Raw genomic sequence first — 18,137 nt, forward strand, 5'->3', positions numbered from 1 at the left:
AGCGCCTGCTAATATTAGCAGGCGCTTCTTTATACATATGACACTTTCACTTTGAGTCATTTTTAAACATTAAAATACTCGGTTCAAACCGTTAAGCGCAGCCACACGATACGCTTCTGCCATCGTTGGATAGTTAAAAGTCGTATTTACAAAATACTCAAGCGTATTGTTGCTTTTGCACTTCATCACTGCTTGACCAATATGAATAATCTCTGAAGCATGGTTGCCGTAGCAATGAATGCCTAAAATTTCTAACGTATCACGATGGAACAATATCTTTAATACGCCCGAGCGTTCACCAATGATTTGGGCACGTGCCAGATGTTTGAAGAACGCTTGACCCACTTCATACGGAACTTTCTCATCCGTTAGCTCCTGCTCTGTTTTACCGATACAAGAGATTTCAGGAATGGTATAGATACCAGTTGGGACACTAGATACTGGCTCGGCATCACTATCACCGACCATAAAGGCAGCAGCACAGCGACCTTGATCATAGGCAGCAGAGGCTAATGATGGCCAACCGATGACATCACCAGCAGCATAAATATTGTCGACGTCCGTACAGTAAGTATCATCTACTTTTAACTGACCACGGCTATTTGCTTTTAGCCCAATGGCTTCTAAGTTTAAGCCTTCTGTGTTACCTGAGCGACCATTTGACCAAAGAATGGCATCTGATTTGATGCGCTTGCCGCTCTTTAAGTGCAAGACCACATAATCATCATGAGTCTCGAGATGATCAATCTCTTCATTACTGCGGATAAGCACACCGAACTGTCTAAAGTCATGCGCGATCGCATCGCTAATTTCGCTATCCAAATAGTTGAGCAGCTGATCTTGGTTATTGATTAGATCAACCTTGTAGCCAAGACCCGTAAAGATAGACGCATACTCACAGCCAATCACCCCTGCACCATAGATGATGATTTTTTTGACCACATAATCCATTTGCAAGATTTTGTCAGAGTCAAAAACGCGTGGATGTTTAAAGTCTAAAATATCAGGACGGTAAGGACGACTACCGACAGTAATGATGGCTTTATTGAAAGTAATAGTTTCGTAGACATTGTCATCGACTTCAATGCGCAGCGTATGAGCGTCAATAAAACTTGCCCAACCTTGAATAACTTCGATACGGTTGCGCTCATAAAAACGGGTATGCGTACTGACTTGACGACGGATTACTTGACGCGCCTTAGCCAATACTTCATTTAGCGGAACTTGCTTATACTCCATCGCTTTGGTAAACATCGGGTCGCGACGGAAGTTAATTAAGTTAAATACTGATTGGCGCAATGCTTTACTAGGAATTGTACCGACGTGAGTAGAGTTACCTCCTACTTGATCACGCGGATCGACGACGACCACTCTTTTACCAGATTTGGTCAGCTTCATGGCAGCGGCTTCACCAGCAGGACCTGCACCTAAAACCACCGCATCATACTCATACTCGTGATCGTCACTTTTTAGTCGACGAGAATCTTTGGTAAATCCAGATTTGATATCAATACGAGTGTCATCAAGCGGGTTGATGAGATCAGGGTAATGCATGATATCTTCAGTGACCTGCTCATGAGTCTGCTCGATTTTCTGTTTTGTGTCTTTACCTTCAGTATGCTCAGAATTGGGCGAACGACCATTAGATTTATTCGATACTTCAGTATGGACGTCTTTACCAGTATCATTGGTTGCGTCACTTATATTCTTACTTACCATCATGTCCTCTTTATGTATTGTTTGCTCTATTAATATCTATGTGCACGAGTTAATATTTTTAATATCCAAGCAGCTTAGTAAAGTTGTACTCACCATAAGGCATGAATAGACTTTTTACAAACTTGATGACGATTACATATTATAAAATTAATAGTCCATTACCCAATGCGGCGTTTAAGACCTGTCATCTGTAATATACGCGTTGCAATTTCTTCAACAGACATCTCTGATACATCCAAACTTGGGATACCGTGCGTGATATAAATTCCCTGTATCGCGCGCTGTTCTTGCTGGCATTGCTGATAACTTGAGTAACGACTGCCCGCACGGCGCTCTTGGCGTATTTTTACCAAGCGATCGGTATCAATGAGCAAACCAAACAGTTTGTCTTTATGGTCACGCAGCGCTTTTGGTAGTTGATTGTCGTACAAATCATCTTCGGTCAGAGGATAGTTAGCGGCTCGAATACCGAATTGTAACGCAAGATATAGAGAAGTCGGTGTCTTACCAGAGCGTGACACACCCACCAAAATAATATCTGCTGCATTATAATGACGAGTACGTGCGCCATCATCATTGTCTAAGGCGAAATGGACTGCATCGATACGCTCTTTATACGTCTCAGAATCAACATCATCATGCGCATGACCTGAATGACCATCTGGCTCTACGCCAGTCTCTTCTGCAACGCGGCCAATCAACCCTTCGTACATATCCAAATTACAGCTGTGTGCTGAATTGATTTTTTCACGAATCTCTGGATTGACGATCGTATCAAACACCAACGGCAACGACCCATCACGTTGATACGCCATGTTTATCTGCTCTACGGCATCATCGGCACGCTCTAAGCTATCGACGTATGGCAACACTCTTGTCTCAAAAGGGACCGAGGCAAACTGACTCAAAATAGCGCGTCCGAGGGTCTCAGCCGTAATTGCGGTGCCATCTGAGATAAAAAATGCCGTTCTGATGGCTTGTGAGCTGTCCAAGTTTAGCGCATGACGATTTTGGATAGTGGACTTGACTTGTTCAGATGGATTGCTTGAGTACATAACGTTGACACCTCGGTTGAAAACTCAATAATGATCTTCATTTCATTTTTGGTATTGATCTAATAGCATTTATCTAACTTTGGCTGCCTTATCTCTTTTAAATGCAGAACGATGGCAGCGCTGCTATTGCATACTTATATAGCCATATGCATCACTTATCTATCCGCTACATTATACGCATATTAGCTTCTTAATAGAAATTAATGTTACAGGCGTACACTTAGCACCAACATTGTTTTTCATCTTGTCGTCATAGCCAATCCACCTCTCATCAAGGCATTTTTTATGGCATTTCCTATATATAAACATAAGATTGAAACATAAATTATAGAAATACTCTAAATATGGCTTATTTGAATACGTCTATTTTATGCAGTAATTGGCTTTTGAAAGCGCATAACATCGTCACTAGCAATGAGATTTTTCATCTGAGTAAATACGAAACTTGATTAGACTGGCCTTACTCTGTGTAGCAAATCCTACAATTTGTGTATTTTTAACAAGTTTTTTGGTAAAACCCCTCGAATTCCTCCTAATATGGCGGTATAATTCACCGTTATAATCTTTACTAAATAACCTTATTTTCTGGAGTTATCATGGCAGCGCAATCTACAGCACTTGTAATCAATCTTGATCAGCTAGGAAAAGACGACATCGAAATGGTTGGTGGCAAGAATGCCTCACTTGGCGAGATGATCAGCCATCTTTCTGATTTAGGCGTTAGTGTTCCAGGCGGCTTTGCCACCACATCAAACGCATTCAATCGCTTTTTGACAGAAACAGGCTTATTAGAAAAAATCAACAACGAGCTAAACACATTGGATGTCAATGATGTTAATAAGCTTGCGGCGACTGGTAAAAAAATCCGTACTTGGATTATCGAGCAAGAATTGCCAAAAGATCTTGAGCAAGAAGTACGTCAAGCGTTCGAAACCATGAGCGGCGGCGAAGACATCGCTGTTGCGGTACGCTCTTCTGCGACTGCTGAAGATTTGCCAGATGCGTCATTTGCTGGTCAACAAGAAACCTTCTTGAACATTCGCGGTATTGATAACGTCCTAATTGCTATTAAAGAAGTATTTGCCTCGCTATATAACGACCGTGCGATCTCTTACCGTGTACACAAAGGTTTTGAGCACGAAGGTGTGGCATTGTCCGCTGCCGTACAGCGTATGGTGCGCTCAGAGACTGGTGCTGCTGGTGTTATGTTCACGCTTGATACCGAAAGCGGTTTTGATCAAGTCGTGTTCATCACGTCAAGCTATGGTCTTGGCGAAATGGTTGTACAGGGCGCGGTTAACCCAGATGAATTCTACATCTCAAAACGTCTGCTAGCCGATGGTAAGCCTGCCGTTATTCGTCGTAACCTAGGCAGCAAGCACAAGAAAATGGTTTATGGTGATGAAGGCAGCACCGCAAAATCAGTGAAAACGGTCGATGTTGAAAAACAAGATCGCATGCAGTTTTCTTTGACTACCGAAGAGCTGACCTCTCTTGCCAAGCAAGCGGTCACCATCGAGCAGCATTATGGCCACGCGATGGATATCGAATGGGCAAAAGACGGTGATAGCGGTGAAATCTTTATCGTTCAAGCACGTCCTGAAACCGTTAAGAGCCGCCAAGACAGCAATGTCATGGAGCGTTATGTCATCGACACGACTGGCGCAAAAGTATTGTGTGAAGGTCGTTCAATCGGTCAGCGCATCGGTTCGGGTAAAGTACGTATCGTTACTCACCTAAACGAGATGGACAAAGTAGAAGAAGGCGATATATTAGTCTCTGATATGACGGATCCAGATTGGGAACCAGTCATGAAGCGCGCTTCTGCCATCATCACCAACCGTGGTGGTCGTACGTGTCACGCAGCCATTATCGCGCGTGAGTTAGGTGTGCCCGCCATCGTTGGTTGTGGTAACGCCACTGAACTGCTAGTCGATGGTCAAGACGTGACTGCGTCTTGTGCTGAAGGCGACACTGGTTTTATTTATGAAGGCCAGATTGACTTTGAAGTACAGACCAACTCGGTTGAGTCTATGCCAGAGCTTGCATTCAAAGTCATGATGAACGTTGGTAACCCAGATCGCGCCTTCTCATTCACCCAGATGCCAAACGAAGGTATTGGTCTTGCGCGTTTAGAGTTCATTATCAACCGTATGATCGGTGTGCATCCAAAAGCGCTGCTAAACATGAACAGCTTGCCACGTGAGATCGCACAAGCCATTCAAGAGCGTATCGCAGGCTATGCCTCACCTGTTGACTTTTATGTTGATAAATTGGTTGAAGGTATCTCAACCCTAGCCGTTGCCTTTATGGATCAGCCAGTTATTGTTCGTATGTCAGATTTCAAATCAAACGAATATGCTAACTTGCTTGGTGGTAAGCTGTACGAGCCATCAGAAGAGAACCCAATGCTTGGTTTCCGCGGCGCTAGCCGTTATGTCTCTGATAACTTCCGTGACTGTTTTGAGCTTGAGTGTAAAGCGCTAAAACGTGTTCGTGATGAGATGGGCTTAACCAACGTTGAGATTATGATTCCATTCGTCCGCACCACTGGCGAAGCGGCGCAAGTAATCGAGTTACTTGAGAAAAATGGTCTAAAACGCGGTGAAAATGGTCTACGCATCATCATGATGTGTGAGCTACCAACCAACGCGCTATTAGCAGAAGAGTTCCTAGAGTACTTCGATGGTTTCTCAATCGGCTCTAACGATTTGACTCAGTTAACGCTTGGTCTTGATCGTGACTCAGGTATCGTCTCACATCTATTTGATGAGCGTGACACTGCTGTTAAGAAATTGCTCACTATGGCTATCGACGCTTGCCGTAAGCAAAACAAATATGTTGGCATCTGTGGTCAGGGCCCATCAGACCATCCAGATCTAGCGTTCTGGTTAATGGAACAAGGTATCAGCTCGGTATCATTGAACCCTGATTCTGTGCTAGATACTTGGTTCTTCCTAGCTGGTGAAGAAAAGTAGACCGTTACGTTCAGTCGCAGCGGTAACTCACACAGTCATTAAAGATACCACTATTAGGGTCTATTTGATTTTTTCAAATAGACCCTAATATAATGTCTTAAGACATGACTAACTATGCAGGCAACTATGCAGATTTTCCTTGCTCGAAATAACGTACAAGCTGGTCCATACAATCTGGAGCAGCTTAATATCATGCTGGCATCAGGCGAAGTATTGCTTGATGATTTAATCTGGCATGAAGGCTTAGATCAGTGGCAGCGCGTAGGAAATGTGACCAATAATCAAACGGTTTATCGACCGACTGGTGCTACTACTCCTGATGCGAATGATTCTATTATCAATAATGTGACAGTCTTCCCTGAAGATACCAGCAATACTAAAGATAATAATTCAATATCATTAGATAGACTATATGGCAAGCCTGAACGTTCTAAAAATGTGAAGGCCGATATGACGACCAATCGTCATCAAACGCCGCACAACAATGTCTCATTAAACAAAACTGCTCTCAAAAAGACGGTCGCAGATAATGATAAAGTCATTGGTGATGTGGTACTTGCGCCGATTATGTCACGCATATTGGCAACCGCGCTTAATGGGCTACTGTATGTATTGGCCATATTGCCATTAGTAATGGCATTGACCAAAATGGATGTGGACTATACCAAGTTTCAAAATATCCAAGATATGGATGCTGCCTATCAATATTCAATGTCGTTGATGGAAAGCCTTCCTAGTAGCACGCTCATGATGTCGCAAGTCATGGTTTTTGGCTTGTTCGCCTTGCAATTGCTTTTTATTATCATGCGTGGGCAGTCACTAGGCAAGCTGATTACTGGTATTCGGGTTGTGGATCAGACCACACATCGTCTACCCTCGTTTATCAAGCTGGTCGGTACACGTACGTTACTGTTGTTTATTATCTATAATTTACTGTTTTCGTTTACTAGCTTTTTGGGTTTTGTGATTATTGCTATCCATTATTACATGGCATCTAAAAGCCCTGAGAATATTGGTTGGCATGACAAACTTGCCAAAACCTTAGTGGTTAAAGCAGACAGTAGCCAACTGGTAAAAAAGTCAAAATCTGAATAACAGTATTTTGATTTGGCTATTGGTTTTATAGCTCGTTACACTCAAAAAAGCTGCGTACTATCGCGGCTTTTTTATTTAGCAAAGCTTATTTAGCCTCTTTTTATATTTTATTGACAGTAGCTTGGTGATTAACCTTTGTGTTAGTTGCCGAGTACTGTTATAATACGGCGCTTTATAAACTAAGCTTATTCTTGATTGTTTTTTATAAAATATGACTAGAATTGGGCTTACCTTATAAATCTCCTTGCTATTAACATAGGGTTAATAGCTACTAATCCGTAAGGAGTCATAATGCGACATTACGAACTGGTGTTACTTGTACACCCAGACCAAAGCGACCAAGTGGTCGGCATGGTTGAACGCTATATCAAGTTGGTTCAAGACAACGGTGGTGCTATTCATCGCCTTGAAGATTGGGGCCGTCGTCAACTGGCTTATCCAATCAACAAGATTCACAAAGCTCATTATGTTCTTTTCAACATTGAAACTGACGGTGAAACTTTAGCTGAACTTGAAGAATTATTCCGTTATAACGACGCGATCATTCGTAGTCTAGTTATGCGCCGTGACGAAGCTGTCACTGAAGAGTCGCAGTTAGCCAAGAATGCCGATGAAAAACGCGCACGCAAAGCAACTACTCGTCGTCCAGACAATCGTGAAAACGATAATGACGACAACGACAACAGTGAAGACTAATTAAAGGAGAATACTCATGGCACGTTTCTATCGCCGTCGCAAATTCTGCCGTTTCACTGCTGAAGGCATTACTCACATCGACTATAAAGATGTTGAATTGCTAAAACAGTACATTAGTGATAATGGCAAAATCGTACCAAGCCGTATTACCGGTACGTCTACTAAATATCAGCGTCAACTAGCGACTGCTATCAAGCAAGCTCGTTATTTATCGCTACTTCCATACACTGATAACCATCAAGGTTAACCGCTAACTAGGAATGACTCATGCAAATTATTTTGTTACAGCGTATCGTCAACCTTGGTAAACTCGGTGAAACTGTCGATGTAAAACCAGGTTACGGTCGTAACTTTCTTATCCCTCAAGGCCGCGCTCTACCTGCGACTAAAGCTAACATTGAAAAGTTCGAAGCACGTCGTGCTGAGCTTGAAGCTGAAGAAGCAAAAGAAATCGCTACTGCTCAAGAGCGTGCTGATGCACTAACTGACGTTAATGTTATCATGCGTGCTAAATCAGGTGACGAAGGCAAGCTATTCGGCTCTATCGGTACTCGCGATATCGCTGAAGCATTGACTAACTCAGGTCTAGAAGTAGACCGTGCTGAAATCAAGCTACCTGAAGGCACGCTACGTCAAGTTGGCGAATACAATGTTGATATTCAGCTACACCATGACGTGACTGCTAGCATCTTAGTTACTATTCTTTCTGAAGATGGTAACAACGAAGATTTAGCTGACGAAGAAGAAGCTGACGAAGATTATTCTGAAGAGTAATCTTCTAGATAATTAGACTCAGTCTATAAAAAAGCCAGTGACCTTGTGTTGCTGGCTTTTTTTATGTCGATATTTTATACATGTGATCATAATACTTTCGCATTACATTAGAGTTTTCTTGATGCCTTGTAAGTATCAATCGATTACTAAAAGCTGTATTCAATACTATTTGTCAGCATGATATCTTGCAGTAACTAATTGCAACAACTCAATTAAAAACGCTATACCAACCAACAAGATACTGTCTATATAATTGTATTCATCATAACGAGTAGAGTTCATGCTCTATTTTTATACTTTTCGTTAATAGAGTACTTTAATATGACCAACACTGATGAAATAAACACTGACGATAAACTACTTTGTGTCAAAGGTAACGATTTCTATTCAGAGGGAGAGATCTATACGGTAGGTAGAATCGTAAATGACAAATACTTTCAGATACTGACCAGCGGCGATGATGATCACTGGTATGCAACGCTAGATGATAAAGGTATTTACGTAAGCTTCGATTCTACGATAGCTACTGACAATAAAGCGTTCTTCGATAAGATTGCTTAGATTGGAGTTTATATAAAAACTCATCTTGAACAAAAAAAATAAGCGATACCTTATAAACGGACTGGCCATCTATAGTGGTCAGTCTTTTTTTTAGTGAAAAACCTTGGTTAAATGCGGTCTGAAAATCGAAAAAGCGATAACTCTGCAGGCAAAATAATGCCCCCACTCTCATCAGAAAATGTTCATATCGCCATAACAAACAGCATCTCTTTGACAAATGTATTTCCTAGTGACCCCTATTTGCTATAAAATATGCCCCTTCAAAATTTCGTATCGTTATTGATGCCTGTTTGCGTGAATAACTCATTAAGATATAAACCATATTGAGACAGTGATGATTGTATTTTGGCTTGTGCTGACCATTCTTTTTATTATTTTCGCTACCGCAAAATTGAAGTGGCATCCTTTTTTAGTGTTGATTTTGTCCGCTTTTTTGGTCGCGCTATTTTATCAAGTACCACTTAATACGGTCGCAAAAACGATCTCTGATGGTTTCGGTGGGATTTTAGGCTACATCGGTCTTGTGATTGTGTTTGGTACGATTATTGGCTTAATCCTCGAAAAAACGGGTGCGGCTATTGTGATGGCAGAGTCAGTCATCAATGTATTGGGGCCGCGCTTTCCTACCTTGACCATGTCTATCGTTGGTGCAGTGGTTTCGGTGCCTGTATTTTGTGATTCTGGCTACATTATCTTAAACTCTCTAAAAGAGTCTTTGGCTGAGCGCTTACATGTATCAAGTGTCGCCATGAGTATTGCCTTGGCTACTGGCCTATACGCCACTCATACCTTTGTCCCGCCAACTCCAGGCCCAATCGCGGCGGCAGGTAATTTAGGACTAGAGTCAAACTTAGGCTTGGTTATCATGGTCGGTGTGGTTGTCACGGCTGTTGCCGTATTGGCCGGCTGGTGGTGGTCGAATCGCTTTCTTAACGCTATGCCTGATAATATCAATGCCACAGATGCTCAAGCAGCGACCCTACCTGAAGGCATAAAAACACGCGATGACTACAGCAAACTGCCTTCAGCAACAATGGCGTTTTTACCTATCATTGTGCCTATCATATTAATTTGTCTGTCGTCGGTTGCCAATTTCCCAAGTGCGCCGTTCGGTAGTGGCATGCTGGCAGAGATTTTAATATTCATTGGTAACCCATTGACTGCCTTGTTGATTGGTTTGTTTTTATCGTTTTTATTGATTGATTCAGAGCAAAAAACGCAGCAAATCAGCGATAGTATCTCGCAAGGTTTGGTAGTAGCAGCCCCTATCCTACTGATTACTGGTGCTGGCGGCGCATTTGGCGCCATGCTAAAAGTCACACCAATTGGCGATTATCTAGGTTCAACGTTATCGGCCTTGGGTTTAGGTATCTTTATGCCATTCATCGTCTCTGCTGCGCTAAAAACAGCACAAGGCTCAACCACGGTCGCATTGGTCACAACCTCTGCTATGGTTGCCCCACTGTTGAACCAAATTGGCTTGGACAGTGAGCTTGGCCGTGTATTCTGTGTGATGGCAATTGGTGCCGGTGCCATGACGATCTCTCACGCCAATGACAGCTTCTTTTGGATTGTGAGTCAGTTTAGTCGCATGAGCGTGGCACAAGCGTACAAAGCGCACTCAATGGCCACTGGTATTCAAGGGGTGACTAGCATCGTATTTATCTGGTTGTTAACCCTAGTGTTTATCTAGTTCATGAGATTGGGTACGTATATATACGTTTATTTGATTATTGCTAAGTAAACGTTTTAGAACACGACACTGTCGCGATGATCGTGTCATTAAGATATTCAAAGAGAGCCGTATGAAAATTTTGATCGCCCCTGACTCGTTTAAAGAAAGTTTAGAAGCACTCGATGTTTGCCATGCTATTCAATCCGGCTTTAGTCAAGTATTTCCAGATGCTGACTATAAGCTATTGCCAATGGCCGATGGCGGTGAAGGCACCTCAGCGGTATTGTCTTATGTATTGGGCGGACGCTGGAAAGAAGTCAGAGTGCATGACCCGTTGATGAGACCGATTACAGCAAAGTATCTATTATTGCCTGACGCGACGGCGGTTATTGAAGTGGCTCAAGCCTGCGGATTGCACCTACTAACAGCTGATGAGCGTAATCCTATCGTTGCTAGCACTTATGGCGTTGGGGAGCTGATCGCTGATGCTTTGGAGGAAGGGGCTAAACGCATCATCATCGGTCTGGGTGGTAGCGCAACCAATGATGCAGGCCTTGGCATGCTAATGGCGTTAGGCATAACATTTCATGATATCAATGACAGTCTGCTCACTCATGGTGGTGGCGCACTTGCCAGCCTACATAAACTCGATAATACTAACCTTCATACAAAGATATCAGACACGGTATTTGAGGTTGCTTGTGATGTGACCAATCCGCTCTGTGGTCTGCTTGGGGCTAGCGCGGTATTTGGTCCACAAAAAGGCGCTTGTCCGGAGCAAGTCAATACCTTGGATAAAGCGCTCAGTCACTTTGCAACTGTCTGCAGCAATCATGGTTACGAAGACTGTCAACACGTTGCAGGCGCTGGCGCGGCAGGCGGTCTTGGCTATGCGATGATGACTTTCTTTAAAGCTCAGCTGAAGTCAGGCTTTGATACGGTTGCCGAAGTGGCTCACCTGTCACAGCATATCGCAGAGGCTGATCTTGTCATCACTGGCGAAGGCAAGCTCGATGCGCAAACCGCCATGGGTAAGGTCGCTGGTGGTATCAGCCAAATCGCTCAGGCCAGCCGCACACCTGTTATCGCTATCTGTGGCAGTGTTGACGGACTAAAACCTGCTCAGACCAGTCAGTTCAATGTTGTGATGCCAAGTATCCAAAAAGTAGATACGATCGATAATGTGTTGGGCTCCGCTTACAACAACATTGAAACGACTGCTGCTAATATCGCCGCAAGTATCAAACTTGGGCAGACTTTGAGATAGTCGCAATCTATCAATAAACCTTCTTCACTAAATGCACAGTTATTAAACCCTTTATTAATCCTTTGTTAGCTGTACATTTATCACTCTCAACATATCTATAGCCATTTTTTTACTTCATTAATGATCGTATGCATTCTATTAGAAAGTGCCTGCTGTTGTCTGACTGCCAGATATAGCGTTTCGCTAACAGCAACTGGTAAATGATGACTGTTAATCAGCTCAGGCTTCGGATAAGCAGCAACTGCATGCGCCGGCAAGACCGTAAAACCTATTCCCCTGCTGACGGGCTCTAAAATTAACCCTATCTGATTCGAAAAGCCTTTTTTCTCAAAATCATTGATATGCTGGAATTGCTCATAATTGGCAGTCAGTAGCATGCCTGCATGATGGGCACCATCCGGATGATCGATAAATCCAAGTGCCATAAGCTGCTCCCAGCTCGGCTCTACTGTAGTCGCAGGTGTCACTAGTATCAATGCTTCTTGAGCCATAGGCTTGCAGCTAATCGTTTCATCATCTGAGATATCCGTCATAAAACCAATATCGATCTCGTGATTTGCCAATGCCTGCTCAATATCAGCATTGGGGGCAAAGCGATAATCAATCACTAGCTTTGGGTGCTGTTGCTGTAAGGTCAAAAGCTGCGGATATAGCTTAAGTCCCACACTACCCGGTGACATCAACCGTACCAATCCTTCATAAGGTGGATCTTCACTGATGCGCTGCTCTAAATTTGATAATCGCTGCAATATCTCGCCTGCTTCTTTATAGAGCTGCTCACCTGCATTGGTCAATGAGAACTGCTTTCCTTGTCGAATTAACAAATCTGTGTCCAGCTGCTCTTCTAGCTTACTTATATGTTGGCTCACACCGGACTGTGTCATATATAGACGTTCAGCCGTGCGAGTAAAGTGCCCAACTTCGGCAAGCGTACAAAAAGTGCGTAGCCATGTGACATTAATCATTACGTTTCATACTTATTTTTATAATATTTGATAATTTTACATAATGACAGTGCGTTTGTATACTGGCCTCACGTCAAACAAGAGTACAGCAAACAGGAGCACAAGCTATGAACAACGTTTATCCCAGAAGCTTTTCGCACATCGGTCTGTCAGTCCCTGACTTAGATGCTGCTGTAAAATTTTATACTGACGTGATGGGTTGGTACACCATCATGGAGCCTACTGAGATTGTTGAAGATGACAGCCCGATTGGTGAGATGTGTACTGAAGTATTCGGTGCTGGTTGGGGCCGCTTTCGGATCGCTCACCTCTCCACTGCTGACCGTATCGGTGTTGAGATTTTTGAATTTAAAAATCAGGAAAACCCTGAAAATAACTTTGAATACTGGAAAACAGGTATTTTTCACTTCTGCGTTCAAGATCCAAACGTTGAAGCGCTGGCTGAGCGTATGGTTGCCGCAGGTGGCAAAAAACGTATGGAAAAACCACGCTACTACTACCCTGGCGAAAAGCCATATCGCATGATCTATATGGAAGACCCGTTCGGTAACATCGTCGAGATATATAGCCATAGCTACGAGCTTATCTATAGCGAAGGCGCATACTAGGTTCAGTATAAATACAGCTTAGTATGAATTTAGCTTATATTTAACTGAAAAACCAATAGCGTACTCCTCACCTGAGTGCGCTATTTTTTTATGCGCTTTCTATGTGCTCCATCTATTGTATAGAATATGAGCCATGCTACTATTTAGTCAGCTATATATAAAACTATAAACCAACCCATTATCAAGGATGATAAATGACTCAATTAGGCACCACTCTAGATAGAGATGACCTTCTGTATGTTTTATAAGCAGCTGGATATGAGTGTCGAAGACGCTTATGACTATGCCAGTGAGGCCATGACTTGCAATATGATGGCAGACGATGTGGGTGAAGGGATTGATGCTTTTATTGAGAAACGCCAAGCGGTATGGAAAGAATGCTAATTCCTATAATAATCATTGTATTGCTTCGCTGATGTTATACGGCGCGTGCTTGGATTAAAAAGCTAGCATATTCCTTTTCAGTAATCGAGTTGGCTGATTGCTACGCATAAAGAAGGCCATGATATCGCTATCATGGCCTTCTTTATTTCTATTTAATACATATACTACAAGTACTACGAGCCGTTTATTACTCAGCAGCGATAGCGATCATCTCAACCAATAGCTCAGGGCGTGCAAGCGCTGATTCGCCACATGCACGCGCTGGTGGCTGTATGCCTTCAAACCACTGGTCATAGACTTCATTCATAGCAGCAAAGTCCGCCATGTCTTTGATCCAAACGGTGACTGATAGTAGCTTTGATTTATCACTACCCACTTCTTCTAATAGCGTTTGGATTTTTTCCAAACACGTCAACGTTTGCGCTTTGATATCGTCTTCTGCATTACCGACCTGACCACACAAATAGATCGTCTGGTTATGGATTACGGTTTTGCTCATGCGCTGATTGCTATGTAGCTTCTTAATCATGTCTATACCTTTTTATTAATTTGAATCTGTGTTTAGTCAGTCAAGTCGCGCTTAGTTAGAAAAACGCTGGGCACTAAATGGTGCAAGATCGACCAATGCAGGCTTATCGTGAATCATCTCTTCAACCAGACGGCCTGTCATTGGTCCCAAAGTGAAGCCTTGATGACTGTGACCAAATGCGAACCAGAGGTTGTCATGCTTATCAGCAGGACCGATGACGGGCTTCATGTCAGGCATACAAGGACGCGATCCTGCCCATGCTTCACTCTCAACCGCATCTTCTAATGGCAAAATTTTTCTTGCAAGCTTCAATACGGTTTGTAATTGACCAAAATTCTTTGGCGCATTCATGGTGGTCATCTCAGCGCCCGTAGTGATACGGATACCCTGCTGCATTGGCCCCATGACAAAGCCTTTGTCCATATCAAACATACTGTGATGGATTGTGTTCTTGTCTGTCACTTTGAAATGCTGATGATAGCCGCGCATTGGGAACAATGGCAGATTGTAACCAAGTGGTCTGATCAAATCATTCGACCAAGGACCTGCAGCGATGACCAATTTATCACTATAATAGGTATCTTTATCAGTGATGATTTTCCAGCCATCCGCCTCTTGGACGATTTCTTTGACGTCATTTTCTTTGATCGTACCTTGCATGTCTTGGAAGTTTTTTGCATAGGCTTTTACTAGCGAGCTTGGGTTTGATACCTGCCATGAATTCAACCAATGAATAGCACCAACGAAACCGTCAAAATTGGCGCGGGGCTCCATTGCTTTTAGCTCTTCAAGGTTCAATACATTGTGCTCAACCCCTTGATTACGTGCATCAATGGCGGATGCTTGCGCTTCTTTGAAAGTCTCTTCTGAGCGATGTAATTGTAGCCAACCATCACGAGTAATGAGCTCATCAGCACCAGAGGCGCTAATCATGGTTTGGTGCTCACTGGTACAATGCTCAATCAAGGTCTGCCACTCAGATTCGATTTTTTTGACTGACGCAGGCGTTGAGTATTTCCAGTACTGTAGCAGCGCTTGGTGATAACGCAGAATTGCCGGTATGCGATAACGAATATCAGTACCTTGGTTAGGTAATACTCGGATCATCTCTGTCAGCTGACGAGGAAAAGGATGCGTATGAATGGCTTCGCGCTGAATCAAGCCGGCATTACCATATGAGGTCTCTGACCCTGGCAATTTTTTGTCTAAGAGTAATACGTTTGAGTTATTTTTTTGTAGATGCCACGCGATTGACGTGCCAACCATACCTGCACCGATAACGATCACTTCGTAGCGCATAACCTATCCTTTTCTTAGGGTGTTAATACAGAGTATCAAATATAAAGGTCTTACCAAATTAGGTGGTCATAGTAACGCATTGGGATAAATTTTAAACCCTTATTTGAAAAATATTTTTGCTATTAAATACTTTTGGCTATACATTTATTTGTAGGTCATTTTCAAAAGGAATAGTTGGCGTATGAAGCCATTATTGGACGACCAAAATCCGCAAAATACACACTAAAACCCAGTATGATAGATACCATCAATATCCTCAAAAAATCACCACCATATTGGGTCATCATTTTTCTTGATAGGCGATTTTACCGTCTCTACTGTTACCTCGTCAGCCGATAGCTCCGCAATAAAGCGTGAGGCCATATCAAAGTATCCAGAGTAACTAGAGAAGTAATTCGGCGCGGTCAAATACAGCTGCGTCTTCGCACGACTACAGGCCACATAAAACAGCTTACGCTCTTCTTCTAATGCTTCAAAGTCATCTAATGAGCGATGATGCGGCGTGATGCCATCGACCAATGAATTGACGAATACCACTGGCCACTCAAGCCCTTTTGCGCTATGAATGGTTGAGATCGTGACTTTATCATTACTTTGTCCATCGTCAGAGCTTTCCATGACCGCGACAGAATCATTGGGCGGATCGAGCACAAGATTTTCTAAAAAGCTATCGAGGCTCGTGTGCTCTGCCGCTAAATTCTTTAGCACCCGAAAGTCCTCGCTACGCTCACGCCAGTTGTCTTCTATCAACTTTAATACAGGGATATAAAACTCAAGAATATGCTCAATGGCTGTCTCAACCGTTTCTGCTTGCTGGGCCTTGGTAAGCGTGTGATATAGAGGCTTTAGCTGATCGCTTTTTTTGGCAAACGATGCTGCCAGTAGCGACTCAAACGCATTATTGTCAGCGGTGATGGCTTGGGTTAAGCGCGTCGCCGTGACTGCTCCTACCCCTTTAAACAAAGTTAAAATACGATGCCAAGCAATCGTATCGTTCGGGTTATAGAGAACTTTGACAAAAGCCAACACGTCTTTGATATGGCGTCTTTCAATAAACTTGATACCGCCCACCACGATGAAGGGAATATTGCGCGCCATAAATTCTAGCTGTACGTAATTGGACTGAAAAGACGTGCGGCACAATACCGCAAAGTCGTTATAATCATACTCAGGCTTTAGCGCGACTATCTTATCAGTGATATAACTCGCTTCTTTTGTCTCATCGCTGAGTCGTCGAAATATTGGCTTGTCGCCTGCTATTGGCGCATCAGAATACAGCTGCTTTTGATAACCTAGCGTGATTTGCGCTGACAACGCGTTGATATAGTTTAGTACCGAAGGTGTACTGCGATAATTTTGCTCAAGCTTGATAAGTTTGGCATTGGGATACGTCTCACCAAATAGCAAAATATTTTCGTAATTAGCACCGCGAAAGGCATAGATGCTTTGATTGTCATCGCCAACGACCATTAGTGACACCGAATCAGGCTCACATATTAAGTCAATTAGCTGCTTTTGCGGAATATTGGTGTCTTGATATTCATCAACCATGACATAACGATACGTGTTTTGAAGTCGCTGCCTAAAGGTGTCGTTGGTTTTTAGATGACGTACCACTTGACTGATAATGTCGTCAAAATCGTATAAGTGATTGGCGCGCTTATACTCATGAAAATCAATTGCTAATTGCTCGATGATAGGAATATGTACGGCGATATCAGGATAGCTACTTTCTATTAGGTCGCGAATAGGAATGCGTCTGTTTCTAGAGGTTGAAATGATATTTTGCAATGTTTTTTTGCGCGGAAAGGCTTGGGTTTTGGTTTGGGTAGGATACTTTTTTTCTTTATGTACCAAGTCGATAGCATCCTCGCTATCGCCAGTATCTAAAATCGTAAATCGTGGATTGATACCGAGCAGACCAGAGTATTGACGCAGCAGCATATTGCAAAATGAGTGAAAGGTGCCACTGGTGATATTATTTAATGCCTTGTCAGTTGGGAGCTTATCTTCAGCCAATGCATCATCAGATAGCTCTTGATTTGAAAGACTACTTGCCAGCAAAGATTTAGCGCGATCTTTGATTTCATTTGCCGCTTTACGAGTAAAGGTTAGTAGCAAAATCTCTTTAGGTGACACGCCGTTTTCGAGCAAATAGCTGGTGCGATAGGTCAAAGTCTTGGTTTTGCCCGATCCTGCACCCGCAATCACCAACACTTTACCTTCGATAGTGGTGGCAGCCATGAGCTGATCGGGATTGAGCTCACTGGCATAGTCGACCTTCAATCCCAAATGACTATCCAACCTTTGCGTAAGCAGCTTTGTATTTGCTTGATCATTAGCGTCAATGAGGTTTGTCTCGAGCTTTTTGATGGCCTGCTCAAGTCGAGCAAGTTTGGGCTTCATCTCAAGAAAATTCTGTGGATATTTATAGCGGCGTGTATCAAAAATCGAGGTTGTCATTATCGGATATTGCCTTACATTTTGTTTTGGAGCGAGCTGATTGTTTGAAAAAATTAAACCAGCCAGCAA

General features: G+C 42.9%; 16 protein-coding genes. 10 read left to right on the forward strand and 6 right to left on the reverse strand.

Going from position 1 to position 18,137, the window contains the following annotated elements:
• Positions 1-69: 69 nt before the first annotated feature.
• Both sthA and PSBA01_RS00560 read right to left on the reverse strand, forming a co-directional pair.
• Positions 70-1,719, reverse strand: coding sequence for a Si-specific NAD(P)(+) transhydrogenase (gene sthA, locus PSBA01_RS00555; RefSeq protein WP_186475385.1), 1,650 nt, complete (start codon positions 1,717-1,719; stop codon positions 70-72).
• 158 nt (positions 1,720-1,877) lie between these two features.
• Positions 1,878-2,774: a pyruvate, water dikinase regulatory protein gene (locus PSBA01_RS00560; RefSeq protein WP_071001320.1), complete on the reverse strand. Its 897-nt coding sequence runs from the start codon at positions 2,772-2,774 to the stop codon at positions 1,878-1,880.
• A 596-nt stretch (positions 2,775-3,370) separates the two neighbouring features.
• On the opposite strand from PSBA01_RS00560, the gene ppsA reads away from it, so the two are divergent.
• From ppsA to PSBA01_RS00600, 8 genes are all read left to right on the forward strand, one after another.
• Complete coding sequence (ppsA, locus tag PSBA01_RS00565) at positions 3,371-5,752, forward strand: phosphoenolpyruvate synthase (protein ID WP_186474739.1); 2,382 nt, start codon at positions 3,371-3,373, stop codon at positions 5,750-5,752.
• A 114-nt stretch (positions 5,753-5,866) separates the two neighbouring features.
• Positions 5,867-6,847: an RDD family protein gene (locus tag PSBA01_RS00570; protein ID WP_186474740.1), complete on the forward strand. Its 981-nt coding sequence runs from the start codon at positions 5,867-5,869 to the stop codon at positions 6,845-6,847.
• A 291-nt stretch (positions 6,848-7,138) separates the two neighbouring features.
• Positions 7,139-7,543: a 30S ribosomal protein S6 gene (gene rpsF, locus PSBA01_RS00575; RefSeq protein ID WP_058023829.1), complete on the forward strand. Its 405-nt coding sequence runs from the start codon at positions 7,139-7,141 to the stop codon at positions 7,541-7,543.
• 16 nt (positions 7,544-7,559) lie between these two features.
• Positions 7,560-7,790: a 30S ribosomal protein S18 gene (gene rpsR, locus PSBA01_RS00580; protein WP_010198808.1), complete on the forward strand. Its 231-nt coding sequence runs from the start codon at positions 7,560-7,562 to the stop codon at positions 7,788-7,790.
• Positions 7,791-7,810: 20 nt separating this feature from the next.
• Positions 7,811-8,317: a 50S ribosomal protein L9 gene (gene rplI / locus PSBA01_RS00585; protein WP_186474741.1), complete on the forward strand. Its 507-nt coding sequence runs from the start codon at positions 7,811-7,813 to the stop codon at positions 8,315-8,317.
• A gap of 321 nt (positions 8,318-8,638) precedes the next feature.
• Positions 8,639-8,878 carry a hypothetical protein gene (locus PSBA01_RS00590; RefSeq protein WP_093070989.1) on the forward strand — a complete coding sequence of 80 codons (240 nt, stop codon included), beginning with the start codon at positions 8,639-8,641 and terminating at the stop codon, positions 8,876-8,878.
• Positions 8,879-9,212: 334 nt separating this feature from the next.
• Positions 9,213-10,571 (forward strand): GntP family permease, encoded by a 1,359-nt coding sequence (locus PSBA01_RS00595; protein ID WP_222436681.1) that lies wholly within the window; start codon positions 9,213-9,215, stop codon positions 10,569-10,571.
• A 112-nt stretch (positions 10,572-10,683) separates the two neighbouring features.
• A complete protein-coding gene (locus PSBA01_RS00600) occupies positions 10,684-11,820 on the forward strand; it encodes a glycerate kinase (protein WP_186474743.1) in 1,137 nt (378 codons plus the stop codon).
• A 95-nt stretch (positions 11,821-11,915) separates the two neighbouring features.
• Here PSBA01_RS00600 and PSBA01_RS00605 read toward each other — a convergent pair whose 3' ends face one another.
• Positions 11,916-12,785 carry a LysR family transcriptional regulator gene (locus PSBA01_RS00605; RefSeq protein ID WP_186474744.1) on the reverse strand — a complete coding sequence of 290 codons (870 nt, stop codon included), beginning with the start codon at positions 12,783-12,785 and terminating at the stop codon, positions 11,916-11,918.
• A 107-nt stretch (positions 12,786-12,892) separates the two neighbouring features.
• Here PSBA01_RS00605 and PSBA01_RS00610 point away from each other — a divergent pair, with 107 nt between their 5' ends.
• Positions 12,893-13,393, forward strand: a complete 501-nt coding sequence (locus tag PSBA01_RS00610; RefSeq protein ID WP_186474745.1) for a lactoylglutathione lyase family protein — start codon at positions 12,893-12,895, stop codon at positions 13,391-13,393.
• Positions 13,394-13,630: 237 nt separating this feature from the next.
• On the forward strand, positions 13,631-13,777 hold the full coding sequence (locus PSBA01_RS00615; RefSeq protein WP_228724601.1) for a hypothetical protein: 147 nt from the start codon (positions 13,631-13,633) through the stop codon (positions 13,775-13,777).
• Positions 13,778-13,964: 187 nt separating this feature from the next.
• Here the strand turns inward: PSBA01_RS00615 and PSBA01_RS00620 are convergent, their stop codons facing one another.
• The 3 genes from PSBA01_RS00620 to PSBA01_RS00630 all read right to left on the reverse strand — a co-directional run bounded on the left by PSBA01_RS00620 (position 13,965) and on the right by PSBA01_RS00630 (position 18,068).
• The gene (locus PSBA01_RS00620) at positions 13,965-14,303 is read right to left on the reverse strand and encodes a RidA family protein (protein ID WP_055124581.1); all 339 of its coding nucleotides are present in this window, start codon (positions 14,301-14,303) and stop codon (positions 13,965-13,967) included.
• A 54-nt stretch (positions 14,304-14,357) separates the two neighbouring features.
• Positions 14,358-15,605: an NAD(P)/FAD-dependent oxidoreductase gene (locus PSBA01_RS00625; RefSeq protein ID WP_186474746.1), complete on the reverse strand. Its 1,248-nt coding sequence runs from the start codon at positions 15,603-15,605 to the stop codon at positions 14,358-14,360.
• 264 nt (positions 15,606-15,869) lie between these two features.
• Entirely contained in the window at positions 15,870-18,068 is a 2,199-nt protein-coding gene (locus PSBA01_RS00630) for an ATP-dependent helicase (RefSeq protein ID WP_186474747.1), read from the reverse strand.
• Between the last annotated feature and the right edge of the window lie 69 nt (positions 18,069-18,137).

Origin of the sequence: Psychrobacter sp. KCTC 72983 (assembly GCF_014280455.1) — a bacterium.
GTDB lineage: Bacteria > Pseudomonadota > Gammaproteobacteria > Pseudomonadales > Moraxellaceae > Psychrobacter > Psychrobacter pacificensis.